Below are 20,324 nucleotides of genomic sequence, written 5' to 3'. Positions count from 1 at the left end.
GCGATATGAAGCCGTCCGTCGGTAGAGAGGATTGAATGAGGGATCAGTCGCATCTGCGCCATCAGGATCGTCAGGCCGATCACGCCGCACGCCGGCGTCGGCTGGCACAGGTGGTCGGCGACGACGGGGTCGCGCTGATTGCGGCGACACCCGAGCGCAACCGCAATAACGATGTCGACTATCCCTACCGGCCGAACAGCGATTTTCGCTATCTGACCGGCTTCAGCGAGCCGGAAGCGGTCGCCGTGATCGCGCCCGGATTTGAAGAAGGTGACTATCTGCTGTTCTGCCGCGAACGCAATGTGGAGCAGGAGATCTGGGTCGGGCGCCGCGCGGGCCCCGAGGGCGCTATGGCCTGGTACGGCGCAGACAGTGCATTCGATATCGAGGATTTCGACAACTGGCTTGCGAAGTTGCTCAACGGCCGCCGGCGTCTGTATCTGACGCTGGGTACGCACAAGGAATTCGAACACGATGTGCTGCGCCGCATGGAAAAGCTGCGCAGCCAGGGTCGCCGGGCCACGCCGCCGAACGAGATCGTTGCGCTCGATCGCATCGTGCAGGAAATGCGGCTGCGCAAATCCGGCGAAGAGGTCGCGCTCATGCGCCAGGCCGCGGCGACCTCGGCCCGAGCCCACGTCGCCGCGATGCAGGCGGTGCAGCCGGGCATGTACGAATACCAGCTCGCGGCCGTGCTGCACTACGAGTTCGAGGTCGACGGCATGACCTGGGCCTATCCCAGCATCGTCGGGGCCGGCGAGAACGCCTGCGTGCTGCACTACATCGAGAACAGTGCCCCGATGAAGGACGGCGATCTGGTGCTCATCGACGCGGGTGCCGAGTATCGCGGCTATGCCGGTGATATCACCCGCACGTTTCCCGTGAATGGGCGCTTCTCCGAAGCCCAGCGCGAACTCTACGACGTGGTGCTGGCCGCCAACCGCGCTGCTATCGCGGCCGCACGTCCCGGCGCGCCGGTGAATGCCGTTCACCAAGCCGCGCTGCATGTACTCGTCGACGGCCTGCTCAAGCTCGGACTGCTCGAAGGCGACGCCGAGGACGTGATCGAAACCGAAAGCTACCAGCGCTTTTTCATGCACGGCACCAGCCACTGGATCGGCATGGACGTACACGACGTGGGCGACTACAAGAGCGATGGCGAATGGCGGCTGCTCGAGCCCGGCATGGCCCTGACCGTCGAACCCGGTCTCTACGTACAGGCGAATAGCGAGGGCGCGCCGCGGCGTTTCTGGAATACCGGCATACGGATCGAGGACGATATCGTGATCACCGACGACGGCTGCGAAGTGCTCACCTCCGACGTGCCCAAGGACGCCGACGAGATCGAGGCCTTGATGGCGGGCGAGACGGTCGGGGCAAGCGCGTGAGCCGCGACTACGACATTACCGTCGTCGGTGGCGGGCTTGCCGGCGCCAGCCTGGCCTGTGCGCTGGCTGATAGCGGCCTGTCCATCGCGCTCGTCGAGGCGGTGCCGTTCGATGCCCCGGCCGACGCGAACATGCAGGCCCGCACCACAGCACTCGCCTGGGGCACGCGCGCGCTGTTCGAACAACTCGGCCTGTGGGCGGATATGGCCCGCGACGCCGCACCCATCAAGCGCTTGCACGTCTCCCAACAGGGTCGATTTGGCACCGTGCGCGTCAATGCAGCCGATTATGGTTTGCCGGCGCTGGGCTATGTGCTGCCCAATCTCACCATGATCGAGGCGCTGCGTGCGCGCCTGGCGGCGATGCCGAGCGTCGATGTCATCGCCCCGGCGCGCTTCGAGTCGCTACAGCGCGACGAGGCAGACGGACGTATCGAGATCAGCTGCACGCGTGAAAATGGCGATGTCGAAACCCTGCGCACGCGCCTGCTGGTGGGCGCCGACGGCGCGCGCTCGTCGGTGCGCGGCGCGCTGGGCATCGGCGCGCGTACCGACGACTATCACCAGCGCGCCGTCATTACCATTGTCGAGCCCGAGCGTGCCCACGGTGGCTGCGCCTACGAACGTTTCACCCCGGACGGCCCGGTCGCACTGCTGCCGCGCACTCGCGAAACCTGCGCCGCGGTCTGGACGCTACCGAGCGAACGCGCTGAGCAGCTCTGTGCGGCGAGCGAAGATGAATTCATCGACGCTTTGCAGGACGCTTTCGGTCAGCGCCTCGGCGCGCTCGAACTGGCCGGCCCGCGCGGCAGCTATCCGCTGGCGCGCGTGCTCTGCGATCGAGCTGCGGTGGACCGCGCGGTGCTGATCGGCAACGCCGGGCACGCGCTGCATCCGGCCGCGGCCCAGGGATTCAATCTCGCCATCCGCGATGCGCTGGTGCTCGCCGCCATGCTGCGCGAACGTCTGGCGGCCGATCCGGAATTCGATCCGGGAACCGCCGATCTGCTGAACGGCTGGGCCGAAGCTCGTCGCCCGGATCAGCATCGCGTGGCCAACTTCACCGACGCCATCGTGCGTGTTTTCTCCAATCGTATCCCAGGGCTCGATCATGCCCGGGGTGCCGGCTTGTTCGGCCTGTCGCTGCTGCCGGCGATTCGCGATGACATGGCCCGGCGCAGCATGGGCTTGGCCTTGGCGCCGGCCAGGACATCATCTAGCGTTCGCGAGGGATCGGCATGAGTACACGCACATCGCGATACGACGTCGCCATCGTCGGCGGCGGCATGGTGGGCGCCGTTCTGGCGGTGGCGCTCAGCCGCGCCGATTTCTCGGTGGCGCTGGTCGAGGCCAAACGCCCGAAGCGTTTCGATACGAACGACGATTACGACCTGCGCCTGTCCGCGATCGCGCCCGGTCCGCGTCGCGTGCTCGACAATCTCGGTCTCTGGGATTCGGTCGAGCGGCGTCGCTGCTGTGCGTTCACGGGCATGAAGGTCTGGGATGCGGGCAGTGCGGCGGAACTGTTTCTGGAACATACGGCGGTCGGCTTGCCCGAACTCGGTCATATCGTGGAGAACGATCTGGTCGTCGACAGCGCCTGGCAGGCGCTCACCGACGTCGATATCTTTTGCCCGGCGATGCTGGAAAGCCTCGCCATCGAGACAGACGCCGTGCATCTGTATCTCGACGACGGCAGCACGATCAAGGCGGCGCTCGTGGTGGGTGCCGAGGGCGCGAACTCGCCGGTGCGTGCGGCCGCCGGTATCGAGACCGCGGGCTGGGCCTATGGTCAGCGCTGCACGGTCGGCGCGGTCACGCCCGAGCGGCATCATCGTCATATCGCCTGGCAGCGGTTCATGGAGACCGGGCCGGTAGCGTTTCTGCCGCTCGCGGACGGACGCTGTTCGCTGGCCTGGCATGCGGACGACGCGCTGGCAGCAGAGCTGGCCGAGCTCGATCACGACGCGTTCTGCGCACGTCTGACCGAAGCCAGTGCCGGCGTGCTTGGCCGTATCGAGCGCATGGATACGCGCGCGGCGTTTCCGCTCAAGTTGATGCATGCCCGTGAATATTGCCGGCCGCGGGTCGCGCTGGCTGGTGATGCCGCGCATGTGCTGCACCCGATGGCCGGGCAGGGCGTAAATCTGGGCCTGCTCGATGTTGCCGAACTGACCGCCGCGCTCGAAGCCGGCCGCGCGGCTAATCGCGATGCGGGCGATATGACTTATCTGCGGCGTTATCAGCGCGCGCGCATGGCCGAAAACCTGATGATGATGGGCGCCACCGACGCGCTGAAGCGCGTCTATGGCAGCGACAATCCGCTGCTGCGCAGCCTGCGCCAGCAGGCGATCGGCGTGGCTTCGAATCTCGCGCCGATCCGCCAGATCATGATCCATCAAGCGGTCGGACTGGCCGCCGACGGGCCGCGATTGCTGCAGTAGCCAGCGATCGGGGGCTTGCTTGGCGCAAGCCGAGCGCGTCGGTATAGTCGGTTTCACGGTCAAGAACCGCGTGGGAGAGAACGGGCTGCGGCCCGTCACCGAAGGCGCACCCGCCCGGAAACGCTCAGGTACCCGAACCACGCGGCCGCCGCGCCATGACGTGCGGCACGGTCGACTCTGGAGAGCAGCCGCGGGCAACCACGGCTCACCGAAGGGGCAAATCTCTCAGGTGCCAGGACAGAGGGGCGACAGAACGAAGCATGGGCTTCGGTCGTGCCTGTTTACTGCTGCTCAACCTGAGAATCCGATGGCCAAACGCACCCCGCTATACGACGCGCATGTCGCGGACAACGCCAAGCTGGTCGATTTCGCCGGCTGGGACATGCCGATCGACTACGGTTCGCAGATCGCCGAGCACAAGGCAGTGCGCGAGAGTGCCGGTATGTTCGATGTATCGCATATGGCGGTGGTCGATATCACCGGCAGCGAGTCACGCGTTTTCCTGCGCCGTGTGCTCGCCAACGACGTGGTCAAGATCAACGAAGACGGCCGCGCGCTTTACACCTGCATGCTCAACACCCGCGGCGGTGTGATCGACGACCTGATCGTCTATCACCTGGCGGGCGAGCTTTACCGGATCGTGGTCAACGCGGCGACCACGGAAAAGGATCTCGCCTGGCTGCACAGCCAGGGCCGCGATTTCGAGGTCCAGATTCAGCACCGCCAGGATCTGGCGATTATCGCGGTACAGGGCCCTCGAGGCCGCGACCTCGGCGCGTCGGTGCTCGATGACGAACTCGGCGCAGCGGCCATGCAGCTCAAACCGTTCCGTGTCGCCAGTCAGGGCGATCGTTCGGTTGGGCGTACCGGCTATACCGGCGAGGACGGGTTCGAACTGGTGCTGCCGGCCGACGAGGCGGTCAGCGCATGGAAGACGCTGCGCGATATCGGCGTGGCACCGGTCGGTCTCGGCGCGCGTGACACGCTGCGGCTCGAGGCGGGCCTGAATCTCTACGGCCAGGACATGGACGAGGACCGCACGCCGCTCGAATCGGGCTTGGGTTGGACCGTAGCGTTCAAGCCTGCCGATCGCGAATTCGTCGGCCGTGAGGCACTCGAGTACATACGCGAGCAGGGCGTGGCCGAAAAGCTCGTTGGTCTGGTGCTCGAAGGCCGCGGCGTGATGCGCAGCCATGCGGCCGTGCGTGCCGCCGACAGCGACGCTGACGAAAAGCAGGCCAAGGGCGAGGTCACCAGCGGCAGCTATGCGCCGAGCCTGTCGCGCTCGATCGGGCTGGCGCGCGTGCCGGCGGAATGGGAGGAGCGCGTCGAGGTCTGCCTGCGCGGCAAGTGGTTGCCCGCGCGGATCGTGGCCTATCCCTTCGTGCGTAATGGCAAGAGCCGTATCGACGACTGAGGGGCTTTCTGAGTAGCCTCTACCGACCATCTGTTAAAGCGCAGCGCGCGACTTCTGCTTAAAGGAAAGCCCCATGAGTGAAATCCCGAAGGATCTGTCCTACACCAAGACCCACGAATGGATCGATTACGACGGCGATGGCACCTGCACCGTCGGCATTACCGACTACGCGCAGTCGTCGCTCGGCGATCTGGTGTTCGTGGAACTGCCCGAGACTGGCACCAAGGTCGGCGCGGGTGATGCGGTTGCCGTGGTCGAGTCGGTGAAAGCGGCCTCCGATATCTATGCGCCGCTCGACGGTGAAATCGCCGAGATCAACGAACAGCTCGAGGATTCGCCGGAACTGGTCAACGAAGACCCGTTCGGAGAAGGCTGGCTGTTCAAGATCAACGTCTCCGACCCGGACGCGGTCGAGAATCTGCTCGATGCCGATACCTACGAAGGCATCGTCGAGGACGAAGAAGACTAGCGCGCTGCGCGTGCCGCCCGCCGGTCGATGATCCGGCGGGGCGGCGTCGCGCAGCCGGAAAACGACCAGCGAGGCACCATGCCCTTCATTCCGCATACCGAAGACGATATCCGGTCGATGCTCGACGCCATCGGCGTAAAAGACATCGACGATCTGTTCGACGAGATCGATCCGCGCCTGCGCGATGTCAGTCTGGATTCGATTCCGACCCGTGCGAGTGAACAGGCGGTATCGCGGCTGATGGGCGAGCGCGCGGCCCGAGATAGCGGCGGGCTGTGTTTCATCGGCGCCGGCGCCTACGAGCACCACATCCCGGCTGCGGTCTGGGAGCTGACCACGCGCGGCGAGTTCTATAGCGCCTATACGCCGTACCAGCCGGAAGCCAGCCAGGGCACCCTGCAGGTCGTCTACGAATACCAGACCATGATGACCGGTCTCACCGGCATGGACGTGGCCAACGCCTCGCTCTACGACGGCGCTTCAGCGCTGGCCGAGGCCGTGCTCATGGCGGTACGTGCGAACCGCAAGTCGAAGGCGTCGCGCATCCTCATGCCGGCGAGCGTGCACCCTTTCTATCGCCAGGTCGCGCACAACATCTGTGCGAACCAGGGCATCACATTCGAATCGATCGATTTCGATACCGCAAAGGGCACCATCGACCGCGATGCGCTCGAGCGCTGGTCCGGCGAGGACGTCACCGCGCTGGTGATTCCGCAGCCCAATTTCTTCGGCGCGCTCGAGGATGTCGATACGCTCACCGACTGGGCGCACGACAACGGCGCGCTGGCGATCGGCGTGGTCAATCCGCTGTCGCTGGCCGTGCTCAAGGAACCGGGCCGCTGGGGCAATGGCGAGGGCGCGGATATCGTGGTTGGCGAAGGCCAGCCGCTGGGTGCGCCGCTGGCGTCCGGTGGGCCGTATTTCGGCATTCTGTGCTGTCGCAAGAAGCATGTGCGCCAGATGCCCGGCCGTGTAGTCGGCCGCACACAGGATCTCGATGGCCGCTCCGGCTATGTGCTCACGCTGCAGCCGCGCGAGCAGCACATCCGCCGTTCGAAGGCGACCTCGAACATCTGCACCAATCAGGGGCTGCTGGTCACCGCTGCGACCATCCACATGAGCCTGCTGGGGGCCCAGGGGCTGGAGAATGTGGCGGCGACCTCGATCGCCAACACGCGTCGTCTGGTTGAAAAGCTCACCGCGATCGACGGCGTGGAGCGTGTGTTCGACAGCGTCTGTTTCCACGAAACCCTGCTGCGGCTGCCCGCCGATGCGCAGGCCGTACTGGACGCCCTCGCCGAACGCGGCGTGTTCGGCGGGCTGGCGCTTGCGTCGTTCTATGACACGCTCGAGAACACCGTGCTCGTCTGCGCCACCGAAACCAAGACCGACGCCGATCTCGACACCTATGCCGATGTCCTGGCGGACGTGCTGCGCACGCACGCCGCGGTGTCGGTCGCCTAGCCATCCATCGATTCCATCGATCAATCAAGGACTCACATGACCCAGCAGATCACGCTCAAGGGCAATCCGGTTCAAGTCGGCGGCAAGCTGCCCGCTGCAGGCGACCAACTGGCCGATTTCAGCCTCACCGGTTCCAACCTGCGGGATGCGAGCCTCGAGTCCTTCTCGGGCAAGCGCAAGATATTCAATATCTTCCCCAGCATGGACACACCGACCTGCGCGCTGTCGGTGAAGCGCTTCAATGCCGAGGTCGATGCGCTGGACAATGTGGCGCTGCTGCAGATTTCAGCCGACCTGCCGTTCGCTCATGCGCGCTTTTGCAGCGCAGAGGGCCTGGAAAACGGCACGACCCTGTCGATGATGCGCGACAAGCGTTTCGCCGAAGACTACGGCGTCCTCGTCGCCGATGGCCCCATGGCCGGCCTGTGTGCGCGTGCCGTGATCGTGGCCGACGAGAACGACACCGTGCTCCATAGCGAACTGGTCGCCGAGATCGCGGAAGAGCCGAACTACGACGACGCCCTGGCTGCGCTCAAGGTCTGAAGCCACAACCTATTTGGAACAGCCCGGAGCGAAAGCGGCGGGCCGAATACCCCATGACCGAAAAGCTGATCTTCGAACACAGCCGTCCCGGCCGCCGCGCACTGGCACAGGCGCCGGCCGAGGCGCCGTCCATCGACGATATTCCGGCCGCGCTACGGCGCGAGTCGGGCGTGGGCCTGCCGGAAGCCTCGGAGATGGACGTGGTGCGCCACTACACGCGGCTGTCGCAGCTTAACTTCTCGATCGACACGCATTTCTATCCGTTGGGTTCGTGCACGATGAAGCACAACCCGCGGGCCTGTAACACGCTCGCCTCGCTGCCGGGTTTTCTGAACCGGCATCCGCTGGCGCCGGCGAGCCACGGCCAGGGCATGCTTGCCTGCCTGTACGAACTGCAGGAAATGCTGACCACCGTGACCGGCATGGACGCGGTCTCGCTCACGCCGATGGCGGGCGCTCAGGGCGAGTTCACCGGCGTGGCCATGATCAAGGCCTATCACGAGTCGCGCGGCGACACCGCGCGAGACGAGATTCTCGTGCCAGACGCGGCGCACGGCACGAACCCGGCCACCGCCGTGATGTGCGGCTGCAAGGTGGTCGAGATCCCGACCGATTCGGACGGCGACGTGGATATCGCCGCGTTGCGTGGTGCGGTATCCGAGCGCACAGCCGGCATCATGCTCACCAATCCGTCCACGCTCGGGGTGTTCGAGCAGGACATCCTCGAGATCGCCGAGATCGTGCACGGCGCCGGCGGGCTGTTGTATTACGACGGCGCCAATCTCAACGCCATTCTCGGCAAGGTCCGGCCCGGCGACATGGGCTTCGACGTCATCCACATGAATCTGCACAAGACATTCTCGACGCCGCATGGCGGCGGCGGGCCGGGTTCCGGCGCGGTCGGCGTGGGCAAGCGCCTTCGCGACTTCATGCCGATCCCGGTGGTCGGCAAGGACGGCGAGGGTGATGCCGCGACCTATCGCTGGCTCACCGAGCAGGACGTGCCGCATACCATCGGCCGCCTGTCGGCCTTCATGGGCAATGCCGGCGTGCTGCTGCGCGCCTATGTCTATGCGCGGCTACTGGGTGCGGAGGGCATGACGCGGGTGGCGGAGTTCGCGACGCTGAACTCGAACTACCTAATGGCGCGGCTGCGTGAACATGGCTTCGACCTGGCGTTTGCCGATCGGCGCGCCAGCCACGAGTTCATCGTCACTCTCAAGCGCCAGAAACAGCAGTTGGACGTCACCGCGACCGACTTCGCCAAACGTTTGCTCGACTACGGCTTCCATGCGCCGACGATCTATTTCCCGCTGCTCGTGCCGGAATGTTTTCTCATCGAGCCGACCGAGAGCGAATCCAAGGAGACGCTGGATGCGTTCGTGGCGGCCATGGTCGCGATCTGGGACGAGGCCAAGGCCGATGCCACGACGCTGAAAGACGCGCCTGTCAATCTGCCGGTGCGCCGGCTCGATGAAGTGGCGGCGGCCAAGAACCTCGATCTCAAGCATGAGTCGGCCACTGCCGCCGACGCCTGATTCCAGACGTCGCTCAGACAGTCGCGTCGGCCCGCTGTGGCATGATGCGCGGCTGATCTCGGCGCGCTCCACCCCGTGGTGCGCGCTGCGTTTTACAAGATACAAGGACGATTTATGTCAGCTCTGATCTGCGGATCCTTCGCCTACGACACGATCATGGTCTACACGGGCCACTTCAAGAACGAGATCCTGCCGGATCGCGTGCACATGCTGAACGTGTCGTTCCTGGTGCCGGAGATGCGCCGTGAGTTCGGCGGCTGTGCCGGCAATATTGCCTACAGCCTGAAGCTGTTGGGCGGCGAAGGCGCGCCAATGGGCACCGTCGGCAGCGACTTCGACGACTATGCTGACTGGATGGACAAGCACGGCATCAGCCGCGACTATCTCAAGCAGATCGACACGGCTTACACCGCACAGGCCTATATCACTACCGATCTGGACGATAACCAGATCACCGCCTTCCACCCGGGCGCGATGGGCCATGCCCACGAGCAGACCGTGCCGACCGATGGCAGCGTGTCGCTGGGCATCGTTTCGCCTGACGGCAAGGACGGTATGGTTCAGCACGCGGCGCAGTTCGCCGAGGCCGGTATCGATTTCATCTTCGATCCGGGCCAGGGCCTGCCGATGTTCAATGGCGAGGAGCTCAAGCGCTTCATCGACCAGGCGAGCTATGTGACGGTGAACGACTACGAGTCGCAGCTGATGCTGGACCGCACCGGCCTGTCGCTCGAAGAGATGGCGGGCCAGCTCAAGGCGCTGATCGTGACCAAGGGCGGCGAAGGCTCGGTGATCTATGCCGACGGCGAGCGTATCGAGATTCCGGCCGGTTCGCCGACCGCGCTGGCCGACCCGACCGGCTGCGGCGATGCCTTCCGTGCCGGCCTGATCTATGGCCTGCAGCAGGGCATGGACTGGGAAACCATCGGCCGCGTTGCGTCGCTGATCGGCACCATAAAGATCGAGCGTCCGGGTACCCAGAACCATCGCTTCACGATGGACGAGTTCGCGGCGCGCTATAAGAAGGAATTCGAGCGGGACATGTTCTAGTCGATTGCCGATCGACCGCTACCCGCCGTGATCAGCATGCCGCATACGCTGACGACGCCCCGCCTCGCTCTGCGCGAGCCGGGGCCGGCCGATGCCGAGGCGATCTTCGCTTTCGCCAACGATCCCGAAGTCGCGCGTTACATGACGTGGGCGCGACATGTCGATCTCGACGATAGCCACGATTTCCTCGACGACGTGGCGGCCGGCTGGTCGTCCGGCGAGGAATACTGCTGGTTGATCGAGCACGAGACGCTCGGGGCGATCGGCACCGTGGCCTGCGTGTTCAGCGAGCAGGGCGCCGAGATCGGCTATGTGCTGGCGCGCGACGCATGGGGTCAGGGACTGGGCCTGGAAGCCGCGCGGGCCGTGTTCGATGCCGCGCGCTCGCTCGACGATATCTATCGAATCTGGGCGAGCTGCGATCCCGACAATCGCGCATCCATGCGTATTCTCGAGCAGCTCGGCATGGTCTGCGAAGGCCGCCTGCGCCGCTGGTCCGAGCGGCCCAACGCCGACGATGCCGACGGCACGCCGCGCGATGTCTTCATGTATGCCTGGGTGCGTTGACGCGCATAAGACACCCGTAAGCCGAATGACTAATTGACGTCACTCCTTCCTGCTAGAATCCGTCGCCATGTTCGTGCATCCCGATATCGACCCCGTCGCCATTGCCATTGGTCCGCTTGCCGTTCACTGGTACGGGCTGATGTATTTGTTGAGCTTTCTCGTCGGCTGGGGGCTGGGCATCGTGCGCACGAAACAGGCGCATATCCAGTGGCAGCGCGAGGAAGTCGGCGATTTCCTGTTTTATGTCGTGCTTGGCGTGGTGATCGGCGGGCGCGTGGGCTACATGCTGTTCTACCAGCCCGGCATGTTGCTTGAGAATCCGCTGCAGCTGTTCTATATCTGGCAGGGTGGCATGTCTTTCCACGGCGGCATGCTCGGCGTGTTCGCCGCCGCCGGCTGGTTTGCCCGCGCGACGAATCGAGCGTTCTTCGATATCACCGATTTCGTGGCCCCCATCGTGCCGGTCGGGCTGTTCTTCGGGCGTATTGCCAATTTCATCAACGGCGAGTTGATCGGCCGTTCGGCCGATGTGCCGTGGGCGATGGTCTATCCGCGCATCGACATGGTGCCGCGCCATCCGTCCGAGCTTTACGAAGCCGCGCTTGAAGGCCTGGTTCTGTTCGCACTCCTGTGGTGGTTTGCGAGCAAGCCGCGGCCGCGCATGGCCGTATCGGGCCTGTTCCTGATCGGCTATGGCTGCCTGCGTTTCTTTGCCGAGTTCTACCGCCAGCCGGATGCATTCCTCGGCTTTGTCGCCTTTGACTGGATGACCATGGGCCAGGTGTTGTGCACGCCGATGATCCTCGGCGGCATCCTGCTACTGGCCTTGGCTTATCGTCGTGAGGCGGCGACGTCATGAATACTGCGAATACGCCGCTCGAACAGCCGTATCTCGATCTCATGCGCGAGGTGCGTGATCACGGCACCCGCAAGGCCGACCGCACCGGCACCGGAACGGTCTCCGTGTTCGGCCGCCAGATGCGTTTCGATCTTTCGCGTGGTTTCCCCGCGCTGACCACCAAAAAACTGCACCTGCGCGCGATCATCCACGAACTGCTGTGGTTCATCGCCGGCGATACCAATATCGGTTATCTCAAGGACAATAAGGTCCGGATCTGGGACGAGTGGGCCGACGAGAACGGCGATCTCGGGCCGGTTTATGGCTATCAGTGGCGCAGCTGGCCGGCGCCGAACGGCGAGAGCGTCGACCAGCTCGCCCGCGTCGTCGAATCGATCAAGAACAACCCGGACTCACGCCGGCATATCGTGACCGCCTGGAACCCGGCCCAGGTCGACGATATGGCCTTGCCGCCATGCCACCTGTTGTTCCAGTTCTATGTGGCCGAAGGGCGGCTGTCCTGCCAGTTGTATCAGCGCAGCGCGGATATCTTTCTCGGTGTGCCGTTCAATATCGCCTCCTACGCGCTGCTCACCCACATGGTGGCCCAGGTCTGCAATCTCGAGGTCGGCGATTTCGTCCATACCCTCGGCGACGCGCATCTTTATCTGAACCATCTCGATCAGACCGACGAACAGCTCACGCGGTCACCCATGGCCGCGCCGCGGCTTTGGCTCAATCCCGAGATCGACGATCTGTTCGCGTTCGGCTTCGACGACATCCGTCTGCAGGGTTACGAAAGCCACGCCCGGATCAGCGCCCCAGTCGCGGTCTGATCGCGGGCGGCGGCCGCGCCGCCGGTGCGGCCGCGGGTTTGCTTCTTTAGTCGAGGATTGCGCCGGTGGGCGCAACCTTCACTATCGAGACGGCCAATTCGGCACCCAGGGCAGGCTTGCCTGCGATATCAGCAACATGGGCTTCAACCGTTTTCACAAGGTTTGCGGCGATCGGCCGATAGTAGCCGAACAAATGTATGAGATTTGCGGACCGGGGCACGGTCGTGGCGTCGAATTCTGCGCTAGACTTCCCTGAACCTCGGCTGACTGGGCACGGGAGCTATGACGCAACCCCGAACGGTACGTGTGCTTATTGTGGATAACGATCCTGAGGATCGTTCACTTCTCGCAGATTTGCTGCGTTCGGGGCCGCGTAGCCGTTACGAACTGACAATGGCCGGCTCCTATGCCGACGGGTTGGCTGCGCTTCGCCGAGGCAGTTTCGATATCTGTCTTCTGGACTACGAACTCGACGGCCACACGGGCCTCGAGTTGATCCGCAGCCCAGCTGCGGTCGCGCTTGGCGCGCCGATCGTCGTGCTCACCGCGCACGACGACTACGAGATCGATCTTGCCGTGATGGAAGCGGGCGCTGCCGAATTCCTTCCCAAGGGCGAACTCAACGCCACACTGCTCGAGCGCACGATCCGCTACTCGATGCAGCACTACGAGAGCCAGCGAAAATTCACCTATCTGGCGCGTCATGACCAGGTCACGGGCCTGTTCAATCGCACGGTGTTGCTCGAACGCCTGACTTACATGCTCGAGCGACCACGAGGTGATCGAAGCCCGTTCGCGGTGCTCTATTTCGATCTGGACGGCTTCAAGTCAATCAACGACAGCCTTGGTCACGGCGTCGGCGACGAAGCGCTGAATACTTCAGCCAATCGTCTGAAGACACAGTGCGGCGACCATCCGCTGCTGGCGCGACTCGGCGGCGATGAATTCGTTGCCGTGCTGGATACCGACGACGAACAGGCTGTACGCGATCTAGTCGAATCGGTACTGGACGCTTTCCGCAAGCCCATCGTGGTGGGCGAGCACGATATCTTCGTGACCATTTCCATTGGCGTGGCGATGTATCCGGCGAGCGGTACCGACGCGGATACATTGATCAACAATGCCGATGCGGCCATGTACCTGGCCAAGCAGGGCGGGCGTGACACGGCGCATTGGTTCGATAACGAACAGGATGGCCGGCCACATGCGCGGGTCGGCCTCGAGAATGAGCTGCGGGCAGCGATCGAAGCGAACGAGTTGCATCTGGTGTATCAGCCCCAGTTCGATCTCGGCACTGGCCGCGTGATCGGCCTTGAAGCCCTGGCACGCTGGAATCATCCGCGGCTTGGGCCCATCCCGCCCGAGGAATTCGTGCCGCTCGCGGAATCGCGCGGGTGTATTCGCGCGCTCACGCGGTGGGCGCTGAGCAACGCCTGCCAGCAGTATTTGAGTTGGCGTGATGCAGGGGTGCTGGATGCGGATGTGGTCTTGGCCGTGAACGTGTCGTCCCAACATGCGCGCGACGAAGATTTTCTGCCGATGGTGCAGCAGATCATCGAGTCTCTGGCGATGCCGGCGGCGCTGCTGGAGCTCGAGTTCACCGAGAATGCGCTGATGCTTGGCCCGAACGATACCAATCCGCTGGTCGAGCAACTCAAGGATCTAGGTGTGCAGGTCGTGATCGATGACTTCGGCAAGGGCTATTCCTCGCTGAGTTATCTCACGCGCCTGCCGGTGGATTCGCTCAAGATCGATCTGAGTTTCCTGCAAGGCGTGACCGAGAACAATCGCGATCGCGCGATGGCACGGGCGATCATCGCGCTTGGCGCCAGCCTTGGTCTGCGGGTCGTGGCCGAGGGCGTCGAAACCGACGATCAGCGCCAATTCCTCGTAGAGAACAAGTGCTCGTTCGGGCAGGGCTTTTTCTATGCGCCTGGTCTGCCCGTGGCCGATTGCACACGTCTGTTGCAGCAAAGCGCGCCCAAGCGTGCTCTGTACCATTAAGCGCAGTCGCATTCAGTTGAACGGCAGGGGATACGCAGCGTGAGCACGATGTTCCGCGACGACTCGGAAACGCGCGCACAGTCACTCGGGGCGGCTGCGTTTTCGCTATTGCTCGAGCAGATGCCGGATGCCGCGATATGTCTGTTGGACCCCAACGGGGTGATCGAGGAATGGCACGCCAGCGCAGAAGCGCTGTTGGGGCATATCGCCTCGCAGGTTCAGGGCCAGCGGCTGGAGACCCTGCTGCCGGAAGAGCGTCGCTTCGAAGCGGAGCTACCGCGAGCGCTGTTTGAGGCCAGCGCACAGGGGCGCGGTCGTCTCGAGGCCGCATTGATGACTCGCACTGGGCAGCGGCGCGTTTGTGCGCTGGATCTATCTCCGCGCTTGGATGGTGCCGAGGATATTGCCGGCTTCATCGTGCTGATCCGTGCCTCGGGCCCGCGAAGAGCGGTGGATAGCGTCGCTGCCAGCGAGAATCTGGCCGCGGCGCATCGACTGAATCTGACCCGGGCCAGCGACGATCCGGCCTGGGTTGGTATCGATCTCGGCGGTCGTGTAACCGGCATGGGCGAAGGCGCGGCCCATTGGCTGGGTTGCGACGTGGAAGACACGCTGGGACGCAGTATCGATGTATGCATAGAGCTGCGCGATGCGGCCAGTTGGTCGGTCGTGCTACACCGCGCCGTGCGTTCGCGGCGTCCCATCAGCCTGAATGTGGCCCCGAAGGGGCCAAGCGATGCCGCGAAGCGTACTGCGCGCCTGTTGCCATTGCGCCAGTCCGAGGGGCGGCTGAACGGTTTCACGTTGCTGGTGGAGTCTGCCGAACTTGCGACCGCCAACGTCGAGCCTTCTGCCAATTCGAGCCAGCGCACACCGCTGGACCGGGCCAGTGATCGAGCGGGCGTTCTCGCGGCCGCCCACGACCTGCGTGAGCCGCTGCGCAAGATGCAACACAACGCCCGACAGCTGCAGGCTGCCGAGGCGCCGCGGCTTACAGACCAGGGCCGGCGTCAGCTGGAAAGTCTTCAGAGCGCCGCCGACCGCATGCAGGGCATGATTGGCGGCATGCTTCGGCTGGCGCGAATCGATACCGGCAGCGTCGAGATCGAACGCCTGCAGATCGATGGGCTTATCGACGAGGTGCGCGCCGATCTCGCGGTGTTGATCGAGGAGCACGGCGCCACCTTCGAGATCACTTCTCCCGGCACAATCACCGGCGATGCCGCGCAGCTGCGTGCCCTGTTTCAGAACCTGATCGACAACAGCATTCGCTATCGCCGCCGTGATGTTCCGCCGCGCATTCGTATAGCGGCCGCTGCGAGCGCAGATGCGGCCAGCGGTGTCGTGATTGACTACGAAGACAATGCTCGCGGTATCCCGTCTCCGGAACTGGCGTTTCAGCCGTTCCGAAATCGGGAGGCGACTGATCACGGCACGGGCATTGGGCTGTCGCTATGCCGGCGTATCTGCCGTCGTCACGGCGGCGAACTCACGATTGCAGACACGAGCGACAGTGGTACCACGTTCGTGATCGAGCTGAACGACCTCGAGGACGAGGCCGCCCTCGAAGCCTGAGCTGCCCCAGACTGTAGTAGCCTGCCGCGTTTTCGCCCGGAGACACACCTTGCAAGCCGAGCCCGAAGACTCGCATTCCCGCGTCGACCTCACCTTGATCGCAGCGATGGATCAGAACGGGGTGATCGGCGCCGATGGCGGCATGCCCTGGCATATCCCCGGCGATCTGCGCTGGTTCAAGCAGCAGACGCTTAATAAGCCGATCGTCATGGGCCGGCGCACCTTCGAGTCGATTGGCCGGGCGTTGCCGAAGCGCCGCAATCTTGTGCTGACCCGGGATGCCGAGTTTGCCCACGAGGGTGTGGAGCGAGTCGCCGATATCGAAACGGCGCAGCGTATAGCCGCGGCTGACGGGGCGACCGAATTGATGGTGATCGGCGGTGCCCAGGTGTATGCGCTGACACTGGCACAGGCGACGGCTCTCAAGCTGACTCGGATCGAGGCCGCCTACGATGGCGACACATGGTTCCCGGCGATCGACTGGTCGGAGTGGACCCTGGTCGACGAGGCGCCTGTCGCGGCAAGCGATACAACGCCGGCGCACCGGTTCATGACATGGCGCCGCCGGCACGCATAAACTGCTCGCTCGTATTACTGCGTTTCCCAGGAGATGGATATGGCAGAAGACCTCAAGGCCCGCTTCGAACAAGCCCAGAAAGATGTCGAGACGCTGTCGTCGCGCCCGAGCAACGATGATCTGCTTGGCCTCTATGCGCACTTCAAGCAGGCGACGGCCGGCGATGTTGAAGGCAAGCGCCCCGGTATGACCGATTTCAAGGGCCGCGCCAAGTACGACGCGTGGTCCAAGCTCAAGGGCACGAGCGCCGACGATGCGATGGAAGGCTATATCAACAAGGTGAATTCGCTACTCGACGCCGATAGTTGATACCGGTCGTAGCGACAGAGTGTCGCCGACCACGGTCCGGGCTTCGGTCAGCGTCATGTAGCGGCCAAGCCCGGCTTCCTGTGGAACCGTGCAGGTGAATGCATGAACCGAGTCGGCCCCGGCGGGCGATATGTCACTGATGTCGTGCCCGTAGCGGCGCTCGAAAGCCGGCGCGGCCATCGAGCCGCGTGAGGCGAAACGGATCTCGCGAGACGCGGTGCGATCCGGCCGCTGCTCGGCATGCGTCACGGTGAAGGTCGCCGGATGAATAGTCTGTGGCGCCGCTTTGGGGCCATGCACCTTGAGCTCGCAGCGGGATCGTGCGTCGTCGATCTCGCCCAGTCGCTCGGCATGACCATGCTGGGAATACGCGCTCCATCGGCGCTCGGGTGCGACGAGTTCGCGGTCGAGCCGACGCGTGCTGCCCGCCGGCAGCAGCGGCCTGCTCGCTTCGCGCACCGTGGCGCAGCCGCGTGTCAGGGCACTCAAGCCGAGCAGGGCGGCGTTCGATATGCGGCGTATTCTCGTGACCAAGACAATGGGCTGTGGTGACGCATCGGCATCATGTCGATCCACGTAAAATAGGCCCTATGACTGATCCCGTATCCTGGCTCGTATTCGATCTCGGCGGCGTGCTTGTCGATGTAGCCCCTGCCGAGGTGACCCTCGCGACGCTGGCGCGGCGTAGCGAGACGACCGAAGCGACGCTTGCGCCCCTGCTGCGTGAGCGTTTTGTCGAGACGCCGTACTCCCCCGCCGAGCGTTTCCAGACGGGTGAACTCGACGAAGCGTCTTTCCATGCCGAGCTCAACGCCGCACTCGCGCGGCCGTTGGCCTTCGGTGAGTTGATCGCCGAGGTGGAGGCCATGCTTCTGGGCGTCAAGCCCGACACGGTCGACCTGCTGGCGCGGCTCGCGGCACGTAATCGCGTGGCTTGTTACAGCAATACCAACGCCACGCATTGGCGCTATATGGCGCGAGCGTTCGATTTCTTCCGGCATTTCGATCAGACGTTTGCCTCTCAGGAGTTGGGCATCGCGAAGCCCGATGCCCGTGGCTTCGAGCATATTGCGCGCGTGCTCGATACCGTCCCTGCGGGCTGTCTTTTGATCGACGATCGCGAGATCAACGTGCGCGGAGCCCGCGCGGCCGGCTGGCAGGCGTTGCATTTCAGCGATGCCGCTACGCTGGCTAATGATCTGAGCGCGCTCGGCGTGGACTTCGAGTGCAGGCCATGATGACGCCCGATGCAGGCTTGTCTGATGCGGTCGACGCGCCATCGCGGGCAGGTAACGTCGATGCGTTGCATGACTTCATCGACAGCCACCGGCAGGTGTTCGTGCTTACCGGGGCAGGGATCAGCACGCTATCCGGCATTCCCGACTATCGCGACCGTGACGGCGGCTGGAAGGGCGCTACGCCCATCCAGCATCAGGATTTCGTGCGCAAGCTGTCCAAGCGCCGGCGTTACTGGGCGCGCAGCATGGCCGGCTGGCCTGCTGTGGCGCGCGCTCGTCCCAACCGGGCGCACCATGCGCTCTACCGACTGGGCAAGGCAGGCCAGACGTCGCTGCTGGTGACCCAGAACGTGGACGGGCTACACCAGGCCGCGGGTAACCGTTCCGTGGTGGATCTGCATGGTCGCCTTGATCGAGTGGTCTGTCTGGACTGTGGCACGCGTCTTTCACGCCACCGCGTGCAGGAGATGCTTGTCGCCGCGAATGCCGGCTGGCTGCACGACAGCGATGCAATACGGCCGGATGGCGATATCGAGCTTGGCGATGTCGACTACGAACAATTCGTGGTGCCGGACTGCCCGGTCTGTCGCGGAATTCTCAAGCCGGATGTCGTGTTCTTCGGCGGCGCAGTGCCGCAGCGCACCGTTGCGCGTGCCTGGAAAGGGCTGGCCCGTTCGGACGCGGTTCTGGTGGTGGGGTCGTCGCTGATGGTGTGGTCGGGGTATCGTTTCGTGCGCGAGGCCGCGCGAAACGGACTGCCGATCATGGCGGTCAATCGTGGCCGTACCCGTGCAGACGCGCTGATCACGCACAAGCTCGATGACGACTGCGGCGCACTGCTCGACGCGGCGATCGCGCCCGCGTAGCCCGCTGGCGGCGGGCGGTGCGTTTCAGGCGTCCCGGGTGGCGCCGTCCACGCGGCCGAAGGGTATAGCGCCCACGACCAGTCGGGTCGCGATAACATAGCCGATAAACTGGAGTTGCTGGCGAATCATGAGTCTGTCCTCGAATGTCCGCGTTCTTTTCTACGCCGTGTTCCCAAGCATGGTTCCCAGCTATGACAGAGGCGTGACATGAGCGATCAAGTCGAGAATGCGCACGGCCTGCGGCTGGGGGTAGACCTGGGCGGCACCAAGATTGCCGGTATCGTGCTCGACGGCGATGCGGGCGTACGCGCCGAACGCCGGATCGACACGCCGGAAGGCGGCTATCTGGCGACGATCGAAGCGATTGTCGATCTGGTCAATGCCCTGGAAGCTGAAGTCGGCACCGCTGGGCTGCCCCTGGGCGTGGGCACGCCGGGTAGCGTACTTGCATCGACCGGGCGTTTGCGCAATGCCAATTCCCAGTGTCTGAACGGCAAGCCCCTGGGCGCCGATCTGTCGACCGCATTGTCGCGTGACGTGCGGCTGGCCAACGACGCGGACTGTCTCGCGCTCTCGGAAGCACGTGATGGCGCGGGAGCGGCCTTCGACAACGTGTTCGGCGTGATTCTCGGCACCGGCGTCGGCGGCGGGGTGGTCATCAACAATCAGCTGATTACCGGCCGCAACGGTTTGGCCGGGGAATGGGGCCACACCTGCCTGCCCTGGCCGACATCGGCCGAGACGCGCCAGCCGCCGCGCTGCTGGTGCGGTCTGGACAGCTGCCTGGAAGCCTGGCTCTCCGGGCCCGGCATGAGCGCGGATCATGTTCGCCGTGGCGGTTACAACATTCCTGCCCAGGACATTGTCGAACGCGCCGAAGCGGGCGAGCGCCTCGCGGGGGCCACACTCAAGGTGTGGTTGCAGAGAGTGGCCCGCTCGATGGCCATGATCGTGAACATTCTCGACCCCGAGGTGATTGTAGTCGGCGGCGGGCTATCGCAAATTCGCTGGCTTTACAGTGAGGTGCCGAAGATCTGGGCGGAGCATGCGTTCGCCGAATCGATCGACACACCGCTGGTCGCTGCACAGCATGGCGACGCGTCCGGCGTACGCGGCGCGGCGCGGCTCTGGCCTTTGCCGTAACGGCCTTTTCCCTGCCGTTCGTGACGCCGTGAGCGTCGCGTTCAGCCCACGCGAGTTGG

20 protein-coding genes and 2 riboswitches are annotated in these 20,324 nt (G+C 64.2%); of the genes, 19 read left to right on the top strand and 1 reads right to left on the bottom strand.

The features are described from left to right. Positions 1-35 precede the first annotated feature (35 nt). The 16 genes from pepP to SADO_RS02890 all read left to right on the top strand — a co-directional run bounded on the left by pepP (position 36) and on the right by SADO_RS02890 (position 17,018). The gene (gene pepP, locus SADO_RS02965; protein WP_353109078.1) at positions 36-1,388 is read left to right on the top strand and encodes a Xaa-Pro aminopeptidase; all 1,353 of its coding nucleotides are present in this window, start codon (positions 36-38) and stop codon (positions 1,386-1,388) included. Then, the gene (gene ubiH, locus SADO_RS02960; RefSeq protein WP_353109076.1) at positions 1,385-2,629 is read left to right on the top strand and encodes a 2-octaprenyl-6-methoxyphenyl hydroxylase; all 1,245 of its coding nucleotides are present in this window, start codon (positions 1,385-1,387) and stop codon (positions 2,627-2,629) included. Before pepP ends, ubiH begins: the two co-directional genes overlap by 4 nt. After that, positions 2,626-3,831 (top strand): UbiH/UbiF/VisC/COQ6 family ubiquinone biosynthesis hydroxylase, encoded by a 1,206-nt coding sequence (locus SADO_RS02955; RefSeq protein ID WP_353109074.1) that lies wholly within the window; start codon positions 2,626-2,628, stop codon positions 3,829-3,831. The genes ubiH and SADO_RS02955 overlap by 4 nt, the downstream gene beginning before the upstream one ends. Positions 3,832-3,892: 61 nt before the next feature. Next, a riboswitch (glycine riboswitch) is annotated at positions 3,893-3,977 on the top strand. 21 nt (positions 3,978-3,998) lie between these two features. Continuing rightward, positions 3,999-4,082: riboswitch (glycine riboswitch) on the top strand. A 56-nt stretch (positions 4,083-4,138) separates the two neighbouring features. After that, positions 4,139-5,248 carry a glycine cleavage system aminomethyltransferase GcvT gene (gene gcvT, locus SADO_RS02950; protein WP_353109072.1) on the top strand — a complete coding sequence of 370 codons (1,110 nt, stop codon included), beginning with the start codon at positions 4,139-4,141 and terminating at the stop codon, positions 5,246-5,248. A 73-nt stretch (positions 5,249-5,321) separates the two neighbouring features. Beyond that, complete coding sequence (gene gcvH / locus SADO_RS02945) at positions 5,322-5,717, top strand: glycine cleavage system protein GcvH (RefSeq protein ID WP_209064152.1); 396 nt, start codon at positions 5,322-5,324, stop codon at positions 5,715-5,717. A 78-nt stretch (positions 5,718-5,795) separates the two neighbouring features. After that, positions 5,796-7,181: an aminomethyl-transferring glycine dehydrogenase subunit GcvPA gene (gene gcvPA, locus SADO_RS02940; protein ID WP_353109070.1), complete on the top strand. Its 1,386-nt coding sequence runs from the start codon at positions 5,796-5,798 to the stop codon at positions 7,179-7,181. 36 nt (positions 7,182-7,217) lie between these two features. After that, a complete protein-coding gene (tpx, locus tag SADO_RS02935) occupies positions 7,218-7,724 on the top strand; it encodes a thiol peroxidase (protein ID WP_353109069.1) in 507 nt (168 codons plus the stop codon). Between the two features lie 53 nt (positions 7,725-7,777). Beyond that, a complete protein-coding gene (gene gcvPB / locus SADO_RS02930; protein WP_353109067.1) occupies positions 7,778-9,262 on the top strand; it encodes an aminomethyl-transferring glycine dehydrogenase subunit GcvPB in 1,485 nt (494 codons plus the stop codon). Positions 9,263-9,376: 114 nt separating this feature from the next. Then, the gene (locus SADO_RS02925) at positions 9,377-10,312 is read left to right on the top strand and encodes a carbohydrate kinase family protein (RefSeq protein ID WP_353109065.1); all 936 of its coding nucleotides are present in this window, start codon (positions 9,377-9,379) and stop codon (positions 10,310-10,312) included. Between the two features lie 36 nt (positions 10,313-10,348). Further along, positions 10,349-10,879, top strand: coding sequence for a GNAT family N-acetyltransferase (locus tag SADO_RS02920; RefSeq protein WP_353109064.1), 531 nt, complete (start codon positions 10,349-10,351; stop codon positions 10,877-10,879). A gap of 67 nt (positions 10,880-10,946) precedes the next feature. Further along, complete coding sequence (gene lgt, locus SADO_RS02915) at positions 10,947-11,738, top strand: prolipoprotein diacylglyceryl transferase (protein ID WP_353109063.1); 792 nt, start codon at positions 10,947-10,949, stop codon at positions 11,736-11,738. Then, entirely contained in the window at positions 11,735-12,553 is an 819-nt protein-coding gene (locus SADO_RS02910; RefSeq protein WP_353109061.1) for a thymidylate synthase, read from the top strand. Before lgt ends, SADO_RS02910 begins: the two co-directional genes overlap by 4 nt. Before the next feature lie 282 nt (positions 12,554-12,835). Continuing rightward, entirely contained in the window at positions 12,836-14,557 is a 1,722-nt protein-coding gene (locus SADO_RS02905) for a putative bifunctional diguanylate cyclase/phosphodiesterase (RefSeq protein ID WP_353109060.1), read from the top strand. A gap of 48 nt (positions 14,558-14,605) precedes the next feature. Beyond that, entirely contained in the window at positions 14,606-16,132 is a 1,527-nt protein-coding gene (locus SADO_RS02900; protein ID WP_353110069.1) for a sensor histidine kinase, read from the top strand. A gap of 49 nt (positions 16,133-16,181) precedes the next feature. Beyond that, positions 16,182-16,709, top strand: a complete 528-nt coding sequence (locus SADO_RS02895) for a dihydrofolate reductase (RefSeq protein ID WP_353109058.1) — start codon at positions 16,182-16,184, stop codon at positions 16,707-16,709. A gap of 39 nt (positions 16,710-16,748) precedes the next feature. Further along, positions 16,749-17,018, top strand: coding sequence for an acyl-CoA-binding protein (locus SADO_RS02890; RefSeq protein WP_353109057.1), 270 nt, complete (start codon positions 16,749-16,751; stop codon positions 17,016-17,018). Here the strand turns inward: SADO_RS02890 and SADO_RS02885 are convergent. Continuing rightward, positions 16,998-17,594, bottom strand: coding sequence for a hypothetical protein (locus SADO_RS02885; RefSeq protein WP_353109056.1), 597 nt, complete (start codon positions 17,592-17,594; stop codon positions 16,998-17,000). The genes SADO_RS02890 and SADO_RS02885 overlap by 21 nt on opposite strands. 14 nt (positions 17,595-17,608) lie before the next feature. Here SADO_RS02885 and SADO_RS02880 point away from each other — a divergent pair, with 14 nt between their 5' ends. From SADO_RS02880 to SADO_RS02870, 3 genes are all read left to right on the top strand, one after another. Next, positions 17,609-18,256, top strand: a complete 648-nt coding sequence (locus tag SADO_RS02880; RefSeq protein ID WP_353109055.1) for an HAD family hydrolase — start codon at positions 17,609-17,611, stop codon at positions 18,254-18,256. Beyond that, the gene (locus SADO_RS02875; RefSeq protein ID WP_353109053.1) at positions 18,253-19,122 is read left to right on the top strand and encodes an NAD-dependent protein deacetylase; all 870 of its coding nucleotides are present in this window, start codon (positions 18,253-18,255) and stop codon (positions 19,120-19,122) included. The genes SADO_RS02880 and SADO_RS02875 overlap by 4 nt, the downstream gene beginning before the upstream one ends. A gap of 207 nt (positions 19,123-19,329) precedes the next feature. Beyond that, positions 19,330-20,265, top strand: a complete 936-nt coding sequence (locus tag SADO_RS02870; RefSeq protein ID WP_353109051.1) for an ROK family protein — start codon at positions 19,330-19,332, stop codon at positions 20,263-20,265. The last annotated feature ends 59 nt before the right edge of the window (positions 20,266-20,324 follow it).

The organism is Salinisphaera dokdonensis CL-ES53, assembly GCF_040361215.1.
Lineage (GTDB): Bacteria > Pseudomonadota > Gammaproteobacteria > Nevskiales > Salinisphaeraceae > Salinisphaera > Salinisphaera dokdonensis.
Note: the sequence above shows the minus strand (reverse complement) of the source record. Positions and strands in the feature narration are given on the sequence as shown.

Bases quoted from the DNA above. Each gene is read 5' to 3' on its own strand.
- pepP (WP_353109078.1), top strand. From the start codon at position 36: ATGAGGGATCAGTCGCATCTGCGCCATCAGGATCGTCAGGCCGATCAC.
- SADO_RS02955 (WP_353109074.1), top strand. From the start codon at position 2,626: ATGAGTACACGCACATCGCGATACGACGTCGCCATCGTCGGCGGCGGC.
- gcvT (WP_353109072.1), top strand. From the start codon at position 4,139: ATGGCCAAACGCACCCCGCTATACGACGCGCATGTCGCGGACAACGCC.
- gcvH (WP_209064152.1), top strand. From the start codon at position 5,322: ATGAGTGAAATCCCGAAGGATCTGTCCTACACCAAGACCCACGAATGG.
- gcvPA (WP_353109070.1), top strand. From the start codon at position 5,796: ATGCCCTTCATTCCGCATACCGAAGACGATATCCGGTCGATGCTCGAC.
- tpx (WP_353109069.1), top strand. From the start codon at position 7,218: ATGACCCAGCAGATCACGCTCAAGGGCAATCCGGTTCAAGTCGGCGGC.
- gcvPB (WP_353109067.1), top strand. From the start codon at position 7,778: ATGACCGAAAAGCTGATCTTCGAACACAGCCGTCCCGGCCGCCGCGCA.
- SADO_RS02925 (WP_353109065.1), top strand. From the start codon at position 9,377: ATGTCAGCTCTGATCTGCGGATCCTTCGCCTACGACACGATCATGGTC.
- SADO_RS02920 (WP_353109064.1), top strand. From the start codon at position 10,349: ATGCCGCATACGCTGACGACGCCCCGCCTCGCTCTGCGCGAGCCGGGG.
- lgt (WP_353109063.1), top strand. From the start codon at position 10,947: ATGTTCGTGCATCCCGATATCGACCCCGTCGCCATTGCCATTGGTCCG.
- SADO_RS02910 (WP_353109061.1), top strand. From the start codon at position 11,735: ATGAATACTGCGAATACGCCGCTCGAACAGCCGTATCTCGATCTCATG.
- SADO_RS02905 (WP_353109060.1), top strand. From the start codon at position 12,836: ATGACGCAACCCCGAACGGTACGTGTGCTTATTGTGGATAACGATCCT.
- SADO_RS02900 (WP_353110069.1), top strand. From the start codon at position 14,606: ATGTTCCGCGACGACTCGGAAACGCGCGCACAGTCACTCGGGGCGGCT.
- SADO_RS02890 (WP_353109057.1), top strand. From the start codon at position 16,749: ATGGCAGAAGACCTCAAGGCCCGCTTCGAACAAGCCCAGAAAGATGTC.
- SADO_RS02880 (WP_353109055.1), top strand. From the start codon at position 17,609: ATGACTGATCCCGTATCCTGGCTCGTATTCGATCTCGGCGGCGTGCTT.
- SADO_RS02875 (WP_353109053.1), top strand. From the start codon at position 18,253: ATGATGACGCCCGATGCAGGCTTGTCTGATGCGGTCGACGCGCCATCG.
- SADO_RS02870 (WP_353109051.1), top strand. From the start codon at position 19,330: ATGAGCGATCAAGTCGAGAATGCGCACGGCCTGCGGCTGGGGGTAGAC.